The following is a 16760-nucleotide window of genomic DNA, read 5'->3' as shown; positions in this document are numbered from 1 at the left end:
GGAAAAAATAGAACATGTCGATGTTTAATATTATTCGTAAAGAATTCCAATTCGGTCAGCACCAAGTTGTGCTTGAAACAGGCCGTGTGGCGCGTCAAGCAAATACAGTAGTGATTACCATGGGTGGTGTGACTGTATTGGTTGCTGTTGTTGCTCAACCGACTGCGAAAGCAGGTCAAGACTTTTTCCCATTGACTGTTAACTACCAAGAAAAACAATATGCTGCAGGTCGTATCCCAGGTGGTTATGGTAAGCGTGAAGGCCGTGCATCTGAAGCTGAAACTTTAATTTCACGTTTGATCGACCGCCCAATTCGTCCGTTGTTCCCAGAAGGTTATTACAACGAAATCCAAGTGACTGCAACAGTTGTATCATCTGACAAAACTATGGAAGCTGATATTGCTGCAATGTTAGGTACTTCTGCTGCACTCGCAATTGCAGGTACACCTTTCCGTGGTCCAATTGGTGCTGCACGCGTTGGTTTAATTAACGGTGAATACGTTCTTAACCCAAGTCATGAACAACTTGCTCAATCTGACCTTGACCTTGTGGTTGCAGGTACAGAAGCTGCTGTTCTTATGGTTGAATCTGAAGCGAAAGAACTTTCAGAAGACCAAATGCTTGGTGCTGTATTGTTCGGTCACGACGAAATGCAAATTGCAATTCAAGCGATCAAAGAATTTGCTGCAGCTGCTGGCGCGAAGGAATCTGACTGGGTTGCTCCAGCGAAAAACGAAGACCTTCGTAGTCAATTGAAAGCAGCTTTTGAAGCGAAAATCTCTGAAGCATACACGATTGCGGTTAAGCAAGACCGTTATGCAGCACTTGATGCACTTCATGCTGAAGCGATTGCTCAATTCGTTCCAGAAAATGACGAAACTGGTCTTACTGATGAAGTGAACGAATTATTCGAAGACCTTAAATACCGTACAGTACGTGACAACATCTTGTCTGGTAAGCCACGTATTGATGGTCGTGATACTAAAACTGTTCGTGCAATCGACGTACAAGTGGGCGTATTAGATCGCGCTCATGGTTCTGCATTGTTTACACGTGGTGAAACTCAAGCACTTGTAACAACAACTTTGGGTAACACGCGTGATGCATTAATGGTGGATACCCTTGCAGGTACGAAGACTGATAACTTCATGCTTCACTACAACTTCCCTGCATACTCTGTAGGTGAAACTGGTCGTGAATCTGGTCCTAAACGTCGTGAAATTGGTCATGGTCGTTTGGCACGTCGTGGTGTTCAAGCAGTTCTTCCACCAGCTGATCGCTTCCCGTACGTGATTCGTATCGTATCTGACATCACTGAATCGAATGGTTCGTCTTCAATGGCGTCTGTGTGTGGTGCTTCTTTATCACTTATGGATGCAGGTGTTCCACTTAAAGCGCCAGTTGCAGGTATTGCAATGGGTCTAGTGAAAGAAGGTGAACGTTTCGCAGTTCTTTCAGACATTCTAGGCGACGAAGATCACCTTGGCGACATGGACTTTAAAGTAGCAGGTTCTGCAAACGGTATTACTGCACTTCAAATGGACATCAAGATCGAAGGTATTACTGAAGAGATCATGGAAGTTGCATTGAATCAAGCGTATGCAGGTCGTATGCATATCTTGAATGAAATGAATCAAGTGATTTCACGTGCTCGTCCTGAAATCTCAATGCACGCACCAACATTCCAAGTGATCAGCATCAATCCTGATAAGATCCGTGACGTGATTGGTAAAGGCGGCGCAACTATTCGTCAAATCACTGAAGAAACCAAAGCAGCGATCGATATCGAAGATAACGGTACAGTACGTGTATTTGGTGAAACTAAAGCAGCGGCAATGGCTGCAGTAGCGAAAATCCAAGCGCTTACAGCAGAAATTGAACCAGGTACAATTTACACAGGTAAAGTCATTCGTATCGTTGAATTCGGTGCGTTCGTCAATATCCTTCCTGGTACTGATGGCTTGCTTCACATTTCACAAATCTCGAACGAGCGTATTGCGAATGTGACAGACGTTCTTACTGAAGGTCAAGAAGTTAAGGTACAAGTTGCGGATGTTGATAACCGTGGTCGTATCAAACTTACAATGAAAGACATTGAACAAGCTTAATCATTTAAGCTAATTCTAAGCCTTGTGTGGTGCTTCGTTTAAACGAGTGCGACACAAGGCTTTTTTTATGGCATGATCAAAATGTTCTCATTTAAAAATAACTAAAATGCAAAAGTTTAATTATTATTATCATCAAGATGACGGGTATATTTATCTGAGTGAAGCATTATCGACTGATGTTGATGCAGAATTTATATGGTTGAGTTTTGAACGCCACGAATTGATTCAAAATACAGAGACGTGGCAACGATATATTTTTGAGAACACTGGAATTCTGTTGAACGAATTTCATCTTAAAGATATTCAAAACCTTGAGCATCCTTGCGTATTTGATGCATTAGATGATTATGATTTGTTGATCTTTAAAAAATTAATCACCCCAGATGACCACATTCAAATTCAGAATGGTCATTCAGCTGAACAACAAACTGCGGACATTGTTACAACGCCGGTAAGTTTTGTCATGACATCAAATGTTTTAATCACAGTGCATGAACGAGGTAATCGTGTATTTGAAACATATCTTGAAAGAGTGCAGGCGATTCAAACACGACCTATAGAGCAACAAAATATTCCACGAAAATTAGCACAGAGTCCTGTAGATATTGTGCTTAGATTACTGAATATGATGGTGGATGGCTATTTAGGTTTACGTGTGCCACTAACCAAACGTGTGGAATTTTGGCAAAAAGAACTATTACAAGGAAATCAAAAATTTAATCGATGGAATCAACTGCTGCAAGAGATCACCGCTTTTCAACAAGTTGAAAATTTGTGTGAAGAACAGGTTGAATGCCTACAAGAATTAAGAGATGAAATTGTCGAAAATTATCATCATATTAAAGCTAAACGTAAGGCAGAGAAGCAAAATTTAATGCTCGTCCGAATGGATGATTTAATTAGCCATATTGAAAGAATACAAAAGCACAGTGTTCGGTTAAACCATGCAGTACAAGCCGCCATCGATTTGCACTTTTCAGCAGTGGCCAATCAAACCAATGAAAATATGAGAATTTTAGCAATTATCACCGCTGTATTTGCACCACTGACTCTTCTTACAGGTATTTACGGAATGAATTTTGAATTTATTCCAGGATTAAACTCACCGAATGGCTTTTGGTATATGATCACAGCCATGTGTGTGACAACACTTTTGTTAATTTGGTATTTTTATCGTAGACAAATGGTCGGGCGCGGTGAAAAAAGTGTGATGGAATTGTTGGCTCAACAAAACCAGCAGCAACAACTCGGTTTGTTTGCATTTTTGGAGTATGAACCGATTCAAAAAACATTGAAAGGTACGCTCCGAGAAATGGGACGTTGGACTCGATTAAAATAGTCAACGTCATATAAGGCACTTATGCTTTAAGTCAGAATGATAAGTGCCAGATTCACCGTTATTTTATAATATTAAATTGAAATTACTGGGTAAGGTTCGTCTGCGCTTGTTTGAGCAAACGATACATTTCATCTTTTAATTTAAGTTTTTTTCGCTTTAGAAACTCAATATCATCATTAATTACATGAACTGGATTTAGTTCCAAATGCGTAATTTCATGATCTAGCGTTTCATGTTCCTCGAAAATTTTAGCGAAGTGAGGGTTTTCTTCTCTTAAAGGCTGAATAAGTTCACGGAACTCAGGGAAAAGGTTTTTCAGCTTTTTATTGCATTCTTTAACTTTCATTGATGGTTTAATCCTTTCATTCTAATCAATAAAAAATAAATGCATGTAACAGTACATGCATTTATGTGGGCTTGCTTTATTTGAAGTATTTCACTTGCTTGCGCAATTGTTGTACTTCATCTATCAGATCCATCATCATGGCGACGGCAGGGAGACTTGCTTCAAAATCCCGTTGCAAGCGATAAGCTCTCCGTGCTCGAGTAAGTTCTTCACCAAAAAATTGATGGATTTTTTGCTCAGAACGAGCAGGTAGAATCTCATATTCAAGTAATTGCAAAACCCATTCAGGACTTTGTCCACATGCTTGGGCAAAATGCTTTAAATCAAAAATATATTGTTCATCAATGATTTCAGCCTCTAAATATCCATTTTTGTACACTTCTCGGTACTGAATCGTTGTCATGATTCACCTCCTTCATCACGAGGGTTGAAATGTGTAAATGCTTGAGCAAATTGCTCATATGCCTGTTTTTGCTGCGGGGATTCTGCTTTTGGATAAACAATATTCAGGATTAGATAAAGGTGTCCCGGGGGTGAAGAGGGAATCCCTTTTTCTTTAATACGGAGTTGTTTGCCATAAATTGTATGTTGAGGAATGCTGACTTTAATCTTTCCAGAGGGGGTTTTTAGCTCGATGTCTTGGCCTAAAGCAGCTTCCCAAGGACTAATGTTAATGTGATAGTAAATGTCTGCCTGATCGACATATATGCTGTCAGTGGTTTGATAATGGATCTGTATATAAAGATCTCCATTTTCACCGCCCGATAAACCAGCTTGTCCTTGACCTTTGAGTCGAATTTGTTGACCGTTTTTCATCCCTTTCGGGATTCTAATTTCAAGGGTTTTTCGCTGAACTTCAGGTTGTCCATATGCATTAAAAGTGGGTATACGCAATTGGATGGATTGAGTGACACCTTCAAAAGCGACTTGTAAGGGCACTTCTATACTGGCATGTTGATCTTCACCACGAATTGGCTGGGATTTATATTGGTGTGAGCGCTGTGCATAACCTCCACCAAAACCTGTTCCAAAACGCCCAAACAAATCTTCAAAGCCAGAAAATTCATGATTTGTATGGTTTTCAGTATCCGAGAAAGGAGACTGACTATTCAACTGATCGAGTTGTTGATCGTACTCTTGTTTTTTTAAAGGATCACTTAATGTGTCATACGCAGTATTAATCGCCTGCATTTTTTTTTCGGCATCAGGTGCTTGACTGATATCGGGATGGTATTTCCGAGCCAGTTTTCGATATGATTTTTTTATTTCCTCAGGACTCGCATCGCGATCTAGTCCGAGTTCCTCATAATAATTATTTGCCATTAAGCAAAAATAACCGTTGATTAACTTTTAATCATTATGAGCAGACTTTCGAAGACTACAATATGTTCAGATGGTGAATAATTGTTTCAATTTCTTACAATCAAAAAAAATCAGCAAGTAAAACTTGCTGATTTTCGAAGAGAACTGTTAAGGATTAACTGAGGTGCTCGCCGAATAGACCGAGTGCTTCTTCAGCAGTAAATCTGTATTGAGTGTTACAGAATTGACAGTCCATGGTAATAGGGTTCTGTTGTTCTAAAATTTCACGCACAGATTCAGCACCCACCTGAATTAATGCTGTAGAGCAACGCTCTTTAGAACATGTACAGCCAAATTGAAGTTGTTCAGCTTCAGGTAGTCTGACTTCTTCTTCATTATATAAGCGATACAAAATTTCTTGCGCATCCAGCTCAGTAAGTTCATCTGTTTTTAAAGTTTCAGTGAGCATGGTTAGACGAGGCCAGATATCTTCATCAACCTTTTGCTGCTCTTCATCATTGTTACGCGGTAACAATTGAATTAAAAGACCACCAGCGCGTTGAGCAGTACTAGCTAAAACGATCTTGGTTGGGATTTGGGCAGATAAATCATAATACTGCATGAGGCATTTAGCTAAATTCGGCTGATCTAAAGGCACGATACCCTGATAGCGTTCGCCAAATTCAGGTTCAATATTAATAAATAAAACTGGACTGACCAAAGTTTTCAGAACGATGCTGCTGTCTGATGCTTCTTCAAAACGTGGATCAGCTTCATATTCAGCTAATCCGCGTACTTCACCGAGGTGATTACATTCAGCCATAGCCCATTTTAAGGTGCCAGAAGCTTGAATTTGGAGGCTAATACGTCCCTTAATTTTAAGTGTGCTGGCCAACAATGCAGTCGCACTGAGCATTTCGCCCAATAAAATTTGAATCGCAGGTGCATAGGCGCGTTGCGCTAAAATTGTTTTAAGCGCATCTTCAAGATGTACGACTTCACCACGAACAGGGCTGTTATCAATAAAAAAACGTTGACGTAAATCAGACATAAAATTCTCCAAATCCCTGTCTAGATGGTGACGATATTGTAAATCACAAGTTAAAATTCTTCATCTCGACAAACATTAATTTGGTTTTGCGAGTGCTTAGCACGTCGTTCTATAGAACTTACTTCAGAATCAATGGTTTCATCTAAACTTTCTGAAAGTGGTTGATGTTGTTGCGCATCATTTTCAAAAATTTGTTCGAGTTCCGCTAAGAAATTTCGATAGCTTTCAAAGACTTTTTGATCATCCGTATAGATGCGTTGTTGCTCAGCTAATAGACGCTCATCATAGTCCCTAAATATTTCAATACTATGTTGAGCATGTTCTTGACTTAAACCTAATGCGGTTAAGGTACGAAATGCCATACCGAGTGAAGAGAGAAAAGTTTCACGCCAAATATGCTCAATGCCTAAGTCTTTGAGTAAATGCATATGATGTCGATCACGGGCACGGACGATAAGTTTGAGCGTTGGATAATTCAAACGTAAATGGCGAGCAATATTCATCGACATTTCTACATCGTCTACAGCAAGTACAAAGGCCTTAGCATGCTCGATGCCTGCAGATCTCAATAAATCAGGCGAGGAGGCGTCTCCATAATAAATTTTACCACCGTACTTTCTCACAAAATCAATTTTTTCTAAATTATTATCAATGGCTGTAAAGCTGACATGATTGAGATAAGCAACGCGCGCCACTATTTGTCCGACGCGTCCAAAACCTGCAATGATTAATGTCGAATGAGTGTCTGGTAATGGGACATCTTCAGCGCTATCAGTCTTTCGATCAAGATATGGAATGAGCCATCGTTGTGCAAGCCAGAAAATGACAGGGGTGAGTGCCATCGAAATTGCAATGATCAGAATCGTAGGGGATAACACTGCTTGAGTAATTAAACCTTCGGTATTCGCAACAGCTAAGATCACATAGGCAAATTCTCCTCCTTGAGCAAGACAAATGGCAATCAATACACTGGTTTTCCATTGAAATTTAAAATATCGCGCGATTGCAACCATGCTTAATATTTTTATGATGATCAGCACGAATGCCCCACCAAAAATGAATAGCGGCTGATCTACGAGGAGATCAATCGGTGTCATCATGCCTACGCTCATAAAGAATAAACCGAGTAATAAACCTTTGAAGGGTTGAATGCTCGATTCCAGTTCATGGCGAAACTCAGAATCCGCGAGTAACACACCTGTCAGAAAAGCACCGAGCGTGGTGCTTAATCCGAGCATATCCATAAACAGAACGACAGCTAAAACAATGAAGAGTCCAGCAGCCGTAATGAGTTCCGTTGCACCGCTCTGTACAATGAATCTAAAAAATGGTCGCATTACATAGCGACTAAATAAAAATAAGCCAGTAAACGTTGCAACAACAGCGGCAAAATAAGCAATACCATGATGTGTAGACTGATTTCCCGCGAGTAAGGGAATCAGGGCGAGTAAAGGAATAGCGGCAATATCTTGAAACAGTAAAATAGAGAAAGATTGCTGACCATGCGCGGTATTCAGCTGCTGCTTTTCTGCAAGTAATTGCATGACAAATGCTGTAGATGATAAAGCAAGGGCAATGCCAATAACGACACTAGCAGCAAGATGCTGTTGGAAGAACAGCCAAATGGTTGCGACAAGAATTATACCTGTGATCAAGACTTGAGCACTTCCAATCACAAATATAGAGTGACGCATATTCCACAAGCGCTGAGGGCGTAATTCAAGGCCAATTAAGAACATCAAAAAAATCACGCCGTACTCAGCTAATTTCATTAATGTTTCGGCATCATTGGTCACATTCAATGCACTTGGACCAAGTAATATTCCTGTAAACAAATAACCTAAGACTGTCGCAATACCAAATTTTTTTCCAAGTGGAACAAGAATTAATGCGGCAGCTAGAAAAATTGTGATTTGTAACAACAATGGCATTGGCCTTCCCTAAAGTGGAATGTTGGACTGATGAAATTGTAATCGTGTCTGCTTTAGCTGTGTAAATTTAATTCAGGTCTTCGACTTTGATAATTTAACTCTATTCATGATTAGCTTAGCTCTTGAGGATCTATATCAATACTGAGCTTCATCGTTGAAGGTTTTTGTTGAAGCACGAATGGCCACCATTCTCGTATATAGAAATGCATTTTTGCACGATCTGATGACAATAAAACCACATGTGCCTGATAGCGCCCAGCCTTTCGCTCCATTGGCGCAGGAATTGGACCCCATATCTCAATCAGCTCACCAGTATGTTGTTGGAGCGATTGTGTCATATTGGTTAAAAAATTGAGATTTTCTTCCTGACTACGCGATTCACAACGAATTAATGCTGCATAGCGCATTGGAGGGAGTAAAGCAGCTTGACGATCATGAAGTGTTTCACGAGCAAAAGCACGATAGTCTTTATTAATGAGCGTGTTGAGGAGAGGGTGATCTGGTCGTAAAGTTTGTAGATAAACCTCACCTTTTTTTTCACCTCGTCCTGCACGCCCTGCAACTTGAACAATCAATTGGGCAGTTCGTTCCGTTGCTCTGAAATCAACACTGAGTAGGCCACTATCAATATCTAAGATTGCAACTAAGGTTACATACGGAAAGTGATGACCTTTGGCTAACATTTGCGTACCAAGTAAAATCATCGGTTTACTTTGATGAATTTGCTCGTAAATTTTTTGCCAACTCCCGACACGGCTCGTGGAATCACGATCTACTCTGACCACAGGGAAGTCTGGAAATAAAAGTTGTAAATTCTCTTCAACTTTTGCCGTGCCCATTCCAATCGGCTTCAAGGTCTGTTGCTGACAAGAGGGGCATTGATCAGGCAGTCGATTAATTGTCCCACAGTGATGGCAATGCAGGTGCTCATATGGTTTTTTATGAAGCGTAAAATGTGCATCACAATGGGGACAATTGGCTTGCCATCCACAGCTTTCGCAGATCAGGACAGGTGCATAACCACGTCTGTTTAAAAAGATCAGTACCTGTTCTTCTTGATTGAGTCTTTTTTGAATTTCTTTAATAAGTTGTTCGCTTATACCATGCTGTTTTTGAGCAATCTTTAGATCAATTAAATGAATTTTAGGTAAGCTTGCACCTGCAGCACGTTCATCGAGTTTCAGAATCGTTAATTTTTTTTGCTCCACCAAATGATATGAGTCAATACTTGGTGTTGCTGAGCCAAGGACAATGGGGCATTCCTCTAAATAAGCGCGATAGAGAGCAACATCACGTGCATGGTAGCGAAAACCTTCTTGTTGTTTGAATGACAGGTCATGCTCCTCATCTAAGATAATGAGCCCTAAATTTGGCATGGGTGTATAAATCGCAGAGCGTGTACCAAGAATAATGGAGGCCTTCCCTGTTTGAGCATATTGCCAAGCTTGGAGGCGCTTTGTGTCATTCAGTCCGGAATGCAACAAGACAATATTGCAGTGAAAGCGAGATTGAAACCGACTGATAGTTTGAGGGGTTAAGCCAATTTCTGGTACCAGTACTAATACTTGCTGACCTTTTTGTAAAACCTCTTGCATGACTTGCAAATAAACTTCAGTTTTTCCGCTTCCAGTTAAACCATCGAGTAAAAATGCTTGATAGCGATTTTGTGCTTTTAAAATGGATTGAATAGCTTTTTTTTGATCATCATTTCCAGTCAATGGCATTTGAGCCAGCTGTACAGGTTCAGGACTAAAGTCCTGTTGAATCAATTCACATTCGACGATTTCTTTCTTTTCAAGCGCTTTTAATGTTGCTGTTTCCACACCACTCAAATTCAGTATTGTCTCGGCAGTCCCTTGCGGATGTAACTTTAATATTTTATAAGCCTCTTGTTGTTTTAAAGATCGAGCCACTTTCTTTTCAGCGTCTAAATTTAAAACTTTCCAAGAGTGAGCTAATAAATTATAGGGTTTACCCTGCCTTAAAAATGTCGGCAAAGTGGTATGCATGACTTCCCCAATGGGAAATTGATAATATTGAGCAGACCACTGCGCGAGCTGAATGATCGTAGCATTGAGTATGGGTTGTAGATCCAAGATTTCAGTGATGGATTTCAGTTTGATTTTCGGATCTAATGGCGTTTCCGGTGCGATCTTTTCAAGTACGATTCCGACTAAGTTTTGACGACCAAACGAAACAAGAACACGGCAACCTATGTGTATAGTTTGGTATTGTTCTGCAGAAACTTCATAATCAAAACAATCATGTAGATAAACTGGCACCGCGATGCGCACTCGATAAACAATTTGGCTTAATTCTGAAATATTTGTCATATATAGTCGTCAATCAATATGGTGAAAACTTATCGTGGATAACCAATGCTTGTGATAGAGTGTTCAAGTTGTTGCAAGTGATCAATATGAATGAAGAGAACGGTCTAAGGCAACTCTTAAGACATCATAATTAGGAAAATTAGAGCATTATCATGCCCGCATATCAATATACTGCCATCGATGCTTCAGGAAAGCAGCAAAAGGGTGTGCTAGAAGGTGATTCAGCCCGACAGATTCGACAACAGCTTCGGGATAAACAATGGATTCCAGTACAAGTTGATGCTGTAGAACAAAAAGACAAGCATCGAACTGGTGGTATTTTTCAAAAAAAATTTACAGCTTATGACTTAGCTTTGATGACTCGCCAATTATCCGTATTAGTTGCTGCGGGGATCCCACTTGAGGAAGCATTAAGAGCAGTTGCCAAACAAAGCGAAAAAGCTCACGTGCAAAATTTGATGTTATCTGTAAGATCAAAGGTTTTAGAAGGTCATTCCTTGGCTCAAGGGATGCAACAATCTGGCAGATTCCCTGAACTTTATATTGCAACGATTGCTGCTGGTGAACGATCAGGACACTTAGATCTTATTCTCGATCAATTGGCTGATTACACTGAAAATCGCTTTGCGATGCAAAAGAAGATTCAAGGTGCAATGATTTATCCTATTATTTTGATGTTGATGTCTTTCGGTATCGTAATGGGACTCATGACCTATGTAGTACCAGACATCGTTAAAACTTTTGATCAAAGTAAAGATGCGCTACCTTGGATTACGGTTGCTTTAATGAAAGCCAGTGATTTTATACGTCAAGCTTGGCCATTTGTATTGGTTGCATCGGCGTTGGGATTCTTTCTATTGGTGCGTTTTTTAAGGACTGCCGCAGGACATTATGCTTTTGATCGTCTCACATTGAAGTTGCCATTATTTGGAAAACTATCACGAGGTATTAATGCCGCCCGCTTTTCAAGTACCTTATCTATCTTAACGCAATCTGGTGTTCCTTTGGTCGACGCGTTGAAAATTGGTGCAGCAGTAAGTAGCAATTGGGTTATTCGAGATGCAGTCAATGTCGCGGCTGAAAAGGTCACAGAGGGTGGAAATTTGGCGACGCAACTTGAACGCTGTGGTTATTTTCCACCGATGATGGTGCAAATGATCAAAAGTGGTGAAGCCTCGGGTGAGTTGGATCGAATGTTAGAAAGAGCTTCGACGATGCAAGATCGAGAGGTTACTACATTGATCTCAACATTATTGGCGTTGTTGGAACCACTAATGTTGGTGTTAATGGCTGCGATTGTATTGGTGATCGTGATTGCTGTCATGTTGCCAATCGTCAACATGAACAATATGATTTAAACAGATTCAATAAATTCTAATAATGAATGAAATAGCGAGTGAAAACATGCGAAACAAGATGAAAATGCGAAAACAATCTGGTTTTACCCTGATCGAAGTGATGGTGGTGATTGTGATTTTAGGTGTGCTTGCAGCACTGATTGTGCCTAATGTCATGGGTCGTGGTGAGAAAGCGAAGGTTGATACCACAATCATTACGCTGAAAGGTGTTGCAGGTGCATTAGATCAATACAAATTAGACAACAACCAATATCCATCGATGCAAGATGGTGGCTTGGATGCCTTGGTCAATCAACCAGCTTCAGCAAAAAATTGGTTACCTGGTGGTTATGTGAAGGGTGGTTATCCTAAAGATAGCTGGGATAATGATTTGCAATATGTGATTCCTGGTTCGGAAGGTCGTGCATATGATCTTTATTCATTCGGCGCAGATGGAAAGCAGGGTGGTGAAGGAAATGATGCTGATATCTTTTACACACCATAAATGACAATCATTATTAAAAACTATTCATGGTATTAATCACTTCACTTAATCGAATTAATAAATATTGAGTGAAGTGATAATCTTTATTATTTGATTTTATCTGGTTAAGTTTTTGATAATTATAATTTTTATAAATAATTGGTTTTTGAGATTTATAATAAGAATTATTCCCATATTTAATGGTTACAAGAAACAGAAAATATGAAGAAAATTAGGCTTTTTATTTTAATTTTTCCCTGCATAATGGAGCCAACAGCTTAGCTTGATAATAAGGGGGAATGATGAAAGCATTAATATTGTCAGATGAAATCAATTTATTTCATTGGACTGTGCTCAAGTCTGCACTGCTTATTTTGAGCTTATTGCCTATTAGTCATCTATTTATTGATCTTTGGTCAAATGCAGATGCAAGCAGTCAAATCATGATCGGATTTATGGCGATTAGTGTATTTAGTGCGATTACGATTTTAAGTTTTTATAGTGCACTTAAAGCATCTGTTTTGACGCTGTCTGATGTATCTTCAACATGTGAAGCGCTGCTGATTAAAATTTATCGATCTATTCCGATGTTGAGTTTGATGGCAATGCTGTCTTACCTCACAACACAAATTTAAAAAACCGAGCATATTTGCTCGGTTTTTTTGATATAGAACGTATATTTGATTTGAACCAAGTGTTATCGACGAGATTTAAAACTGACATCGACAACACGTGGTCTAAAGAACCAACCCATCACCAATAAAATCAATGACAATCCTAATATTGGCCAATCACTGAATCTCGTATACCAAGTTTGCCCTTCCATTGCAGGTAGATCACCACGAAGAACCGCTTTTTGATCAATTGGGGCTTGGCTGACGATTTCCCCTTTGTGGTTGATAAAAGCAGTCACACCTGTATTGGTTGCACGAATAAACCAGCGTCCATTTTCTTTTGCTCGCATTTGTACCATTTGTAAATGTTGCCACGGACCAGCCGTACCCGTAAACCACGCATCATTTGAAACGGTGACGAGGAAATCACTATTTAGTGCGTTGCGTCGGGTTAGGTTCGGATAGGCAACCTCATAACAAATCGCAGCAGCTAATTTGTGGTTGTGAATTGAAAATGGAGCTTGATCCTGCGGACCACGTGAAAAACCGCTCATTGAAGGATCATTTTGAAGCGCAGGTAACACCCAACTTAACAGGCCAGACAGCGGAATATATTCACCAAAAGGAACGAGACGCTGTTTTTTATATAAGCCTGTAGCTTCATCACCGGATGCCATCATGGAGTTATAATAACGCGGATAACCCAATGCCTTAGATTCATTTAAATCCCAATAAGGAATGCCTGTTACCCAAGCTGTGTTGGTACTTTTGGCTTGCTGATTCATTGCATCTAAAAATGGTTCGATATCTGATTGAAACATTGGGATAGATGATTCAGGCCAAACCACCAAGTCACGTCCCCATTCTGATCGTGTTAACTGTGCATAGATTTCAAGTGTCTTTACTTGATACTCAGTTAACCACTTTAAATCTTGAGGAATATTACCTTGGATTAAAGAAACGCTCAGCGGTGCTGATTTTTTTTCTTCAACAAAAGTTAAATGGGATGCGCCCCATGCACCTAGCAATACAATTGAAACTGGAATAGCCCAAAAGTAGCGTTTTCGTAGGATTTCAACAAGTGCAGATGCAATGAGAATGACCACGAAAGAAACGGCAAATACACCAAATAAAGGTGCATAGCTATCTAAGAAGCGCTCGGTAAAAGCATAACCTGCAAATAACCAAGGGAAACCAGTAAATACCCAAGTTTTTGCCCATTCAAAGAATACCCATAAAGGGGCAAAAGTAAGTGGTGTTTCTGGAAAGAATCGACGATATATCCAAGTTTGTATTGCAGTAAATAGCCCCATCACCAAGGCCATAATCGCAATCATGATGACACTTAAAAACGCAGATGTATCACCATACACATGGATAGAGGTGTATAACCAGAATGCACCAACAAACCATAAACCAAAACCGTAAGCCCAACCGATGAGGAATGCTTGTTTAGTATTTCGCTTACTGAGTGTGGCATATAGCAATGCTGGCGATAATATTGCCAGCCACCACCAATAAAAAGGCGCAAGTGCGAGACTAAAAGTCGCACCTGCTGTTAAAGCGATAAGGAGTGGGTAAATGAAAGGTAATGATTTTTGTTTTTCTGAAGGACTCAATAATTTTTGAAAATAGGCTCTCATTTACGCACAGCTCGAATCAGATGAATAGTACGGACATCTGCTTCCACAATGGTAAATTCCCAATCTCCCAATTCAATCACTTGGCCTTGAAGATCGCTGACTAAACCAATTTCTTGCAGTAATAGTCCACCCACAGTTTCCACTTCATCATCGGAAAATTCAGCATTTAAAACATTGTTAAAATGTTCAATTGGTGTAAGTGCCTGAACTAACCACGTGTTGCTGCTGTTGCTGGTTTGATCTGGAACAATGAAATTGGCTTCTTCATCGACATTGTCATGTTCATCTTCAATTTCACCCACAATTTCTTCAAGAATATCCTCAAGTGTCACTAAACCCGAAGTAGAACCGTACTCATCAATCACAATCGCAATATGTGTTTGAGTGTTTTTTAGCATTCGGAGCACTTGATCAGAACGCGCGCTTTCAGGCACAAAGATCGGTTGGCGCATCAGCGAATGTACATTTACTTTCGAATCACGATCTTTTAAGAAAGGTAAGAGGTCCTTTGCCAAAAGGATACCAATGACGTTATCAGGTTGATCTGTTGAAAATACAGGGAAACGTGAGTGTGCTGACTCGATGAGAACATCAAGAATATCCAATAACTCATCATCTTCTTGTAAGCTAACCATTGAAGTTCGTGGCGTCATGACTTCACGAATTTTAGTCGCTGGAAGGTCAAAGATTCCTTCGAGCATCGCTACTGTATCTGGTTCGAGTAGTCGACGTGAATCTTGTACAATTTTTAACAGTTCATCTCGGGTTTCTGGGGCTGTGCCTAACCATTTGCGTAAGCCACGCATACCCCACGATGTACCTGATTCCTCTTGCATGATCTTTCCTAAAGACTCTTCAATTGAAAAAATAAGTTTTAATCATACCGAAGAAAATACGCTTGTCTATTGGTAAAATTTTGATTCCTAATGATCTATTTGATCATAGACCACTGTATTTGGAGTCTTTTTCTGAATTTGGGAGTGAAAAGATTGAATTATGATAAAATAATCGCCCAATCTTTTTAGGGCGATATTGAATGTCTGATTCTCAAGTTCAACCTCAAATCCAGTTGAATACTCGTGGTTTACGTTGTCCAGAACCGGTGATGATGTTACATCAAGCCATTCGTAAATCTAAGTCTGGTGATGTGGTGGAAGTATTTGCAACAGATAATTCAACTTCTTGGGATATTCCTAAATTCTGTATGCATCTTGGTCATGAATTGCTGTTGCAAGAAGAACGTTTAGATGAAAATGGGAACAAAGAGTTTCATTATTTGGTAAAAAAAGGTTAGCCTGCCGTGAATTAACGATTGAAACAATTCATATCGTTTAAAATTGATTTTTTCGTGTACAATTTGGGTTAAGAATATCTAAATAATAATGATTAACTCATTTTGACATGAAGAATTTCATCAATAATATTCAGCGTGCGATTGAACAGCTCGGCCTAACCGCCCAAAACAGAGCCCTCCACATCCAATTCAGTCATTCACAACTGAATAGCCAAGTCTTCCTACAACGCATCGATGGCAGCCATGTCCTTAACGAAGGCGTGCAAGCAGAACTCATCTGTCTCTCGACCAATGCCTTAATTCCACTCAAACAATTCATCGGCACACAAGTCGCTGTGGATCAAGTCACTGATCAAGGAACCCTGTTTAGAACCACAGGCATCATCACCGAAGCTTCACAAGGACAAAGCGATGGGGCACTGACCCTCTACAAACTCACGCTCAACGATGCAACCAGCCTGTGGCACAAACGCCGCAACAGCCGCGTATTTATGAACAAATCCGTGGTCGAAGTGGTCGAAATCCTCTTTGAAGAATGGCAAAACAAAAGCCCACTCTTTGCCTCGAGCCTCAGCCTAGACCACAGTGGACTACAACAACAATACGACATCCGACCCTTCATCATGCAAAGCAACGAAAGCGACTACGACTTTCTGACTCGCTTACTACGCAGTGAAGGCATTAACTGGCTCATTGATGAAGCCCAACCGATTGTACCGAGCAACAACAGCCTGATCGAAGCACAAAAGCTCCGCCTGATTGACGACAACAGCCAATACCAAGCGCTTAACAGACGCAACATCCGCTACCACCGTAGTGATGCGACAGAACAATTTGATAGCATCACCAGCTTTATCGGACAACGCAGCCTACAACCCACCGCAGTCCACCTACAACGCTGGCAAGCCACAGCCCTCGAACAAGAAGAAGGCGCAGGCTCAGTCCAAAGCAAACACCAACACAGTGACCACCAAGACA

Annotated in this window: 15 protein-coding genes; 7 read left to right on the top strand and 8 right to left on the bottom strand. The window is 40.2% G+C overall.

What is annotated here, in order from left to right:
- Positions 1 to 20: 20 nt before the first annotated feature.
- A complete protein-coding gene (gene pnp / locus FTV17_RS07815) occupies positions 21 to 2108 on the top strand; it encodes a polyribonucleotide nucleotidyltransferase (protein WP_179998919.1) in 2088 nt (695 codons plus the stop codon).
- Between the two features lie 106 nt (positions 2109 to 2214).
- On the top strand, positions 2215 to 3447 hold the full coding sequence (locus tag FTV17_RS07810) for a magnesium transporter CorA family protein (protein ID WP_179998837.1): 1233 nt from the start codon (positions 2215 to 2217) through the stop codon (positions 3445 to 3447).
- Between the two features lie 82 nt (positions 3448 to 3529).
- On the opposite strand, the gene FTV17_RS07805 is transcribed toward FTV17_RS07810, so the two are convergent.
- From FTV17_RS07805 to FTV17_RS07780, 6 genes are all read right to left on the bottom strand, one after another.
- Positions 3530 to 3793, bottom strand: coding sequence for a YdcH family protein (locus FTV17_RS07805; RefSeq protein WP_179998836.1), 264 nt, complete (start codon positions 3791 to 3793; stop codon positions 3530 to 3532).
- A 76-nt stretch (positions 3794 to 3869) separates the two neighbouring features.
- Positions 3870 to 4196: a chaperone modulator CbpM gene (locus FTV17_RS07800; RefSeq protein WP_179998835.1), complete on the bottom strand. Its 327-nt coding sequence runs from the start codon at positions 4194 to 4196 to the stop codon at positions 3870 to 3872.
- On the bottom strand, positions 4193 to 5116 hold the full coding sequence (locus FTV17_RS07795) for a DnaJ C-terminal domain-containing protein (protein WP_179998834.1): 924 nt from the start codon (positions 5114 to 5116) through the stop codon (positions 4193 to 4195). The genes FTV17_RS07800 and FTV17_RS07795 overlap by 4 nt, the downstream gene beginning before the upstream one ends.
- Before the next feature lie 154 nt (positions 5117 to 5270).
- Complete coding sequence (gene hslO / locus FTV17_RS07790) at positions 5271 to 6146, bottom strand: Hsp33 family molecular chaperone HslO (protein WP_092767221.1); 876 nt, start codon at positions 6144 to 6146, stop codon at positions 5271 to 5273.
- Between the two features lie 50 nt (positions 6147 to 6196).
- Positions 6197 to 8077, bottom strand: coding sequence for a monovalent cation:proton antiporter-2 (CPA2) family protein (locus tag FTV17_RS07785; RefSeq protein ID WP_179998833.1), 1881 nt, complete (start codon positions 8075 to 8077; stop codon positions 6197 to 6199).
- A 110-nt stretch (positions 8078 to 8187) separates the two neighbouring features.
- A complete protein-coding gene (locus tag FTV17_RS07780) occupies positions 8188 to 10410 on the bottom strand; it encodes a primosomal protein N' (RefSeq protein WP_179998832.1) in 2223 nt (740 codons plus the stop codon).
- Positions 10411 to 10562: 152 nt separating this feature from the next.
- On the opposite strand from FTV17_RS07780, the gene gspF reads away from it, so the two are divergent.
- The 3 genes from gspF (at position 10563) to FTV17_RS07765 (ending at position 12866) form a co-directional block, all read left to right on the top strand.
- Positions 10563 to 11768: a type II secretion system inner membrane protein GspF gene (gspF, locus tag FTV17_RS07775; RefSeq protein ID WP_179998831.1), complete on the top strand. Its 1206-nt coding sequence runs from the start codon at positions 10563 to 10565 to the stop codon at positions 11766 to 11768.
- A 46-nt stretch (positions 11769 to 11814) separates the two neighbouring features.
- Positions 11815 to 12252 carry a type II secretion system major pseudopilin GspG gene (gene gspG / locus FTV17_RS07770; RefSeq protein WP_092767409.1) on the top strand — a complete coding sequence of 146 codons (438 nt, stop codon included), beginning with the start codon at positions 11815 to 11817 and terminating at the stop codon, positions 12250 to 12252.
- Positions 12253 to 12533: 281 nt separating this feature from the next.
- On the top strand, positions 12534 to 12866 hold the full coding sequence (locus tag FTV17_RS07765; protein ID WP_092767215.1) for a hypothetical protein: 333 nt from the start codon (positions 12534 to 12536) through the stop codon (positions 12864 to 12866).
- A gap of 62 nt (positions 12867 to 12928) precedes the next feature.
- Here FTV17_RS07765 and lnt read toward each other — a convergent pair whose 3' ends face one another.
- The gene (gene lnt, locus FTV17_RS07760; RefSeq protein ID WP_179998830.1) at positions 12929 to 14488 is read right to left on the bottom strand and encodes an apolipoprotein N-acyltransferase; all 1560 of its coding nucleotides are present in this window, start codon (positions 14486 to 14488) and stop codon (positions 12929 to 12931) included.
- Positions 14485 to 15324 carry an HlyC/CorC family transporter gene (locus tag FTV17_RS07755; protein WP_092767211.1) on the bottom strand — a complete coding sequence of 280 codons (840 nt, stop codon included), beginning with the start codon at positions 15322 to 15324 and terminating at the stop codon, positions 14485 to 14487. The genes lnt and FTV17_RS07755 overlap by 4 nt, the downstream gene beginning before the upstream one ends.
- Before the next feature lie 200 nt (positions 15325 to 15524).
- On the opposite strand from FTV17_RS07755, the gene tusA reads away from it, so the two are divergent.
- Together tusA and FTV17_RS07745 are read left to right on the top strand one after the other, a co-directional pair.
- Positions 15525 to 15782 carry a sulfurtransferase TusA gene (gene tusA / locus FTV17_RS07750; RefSeq protein ID WP_179998829.1) on the top strand — a complete coding sequence of 86 codons (258 nt, stop codon included), beginning with the start codon at positions 15525 to 15527 and terminating at the stop codon, positions 15780 to 15782.
- A gap of 107 nt (positions 15783 to 15889) precedes the next feature.
- A partial coding sequence (locus tag FTV17_RS07745) for a phage late control D family protein (protein ID WP_179998828.1) occupies positions 15890 to 16760 on the top strand: 871 nt, incomplete at its 3' end.

Source organism: Acinetobacter sp. YH12239, assembly GCF_013417635.1.
Classification (GTDB): Bacteria; Pseudomonadota; Gammaproteobacteria; order Pseudomonadales; family Moraxellaceae; genus Acinetobacter.
This window is presented reverse-complemented; position numbering and strand designations above follow the sequence as displayed.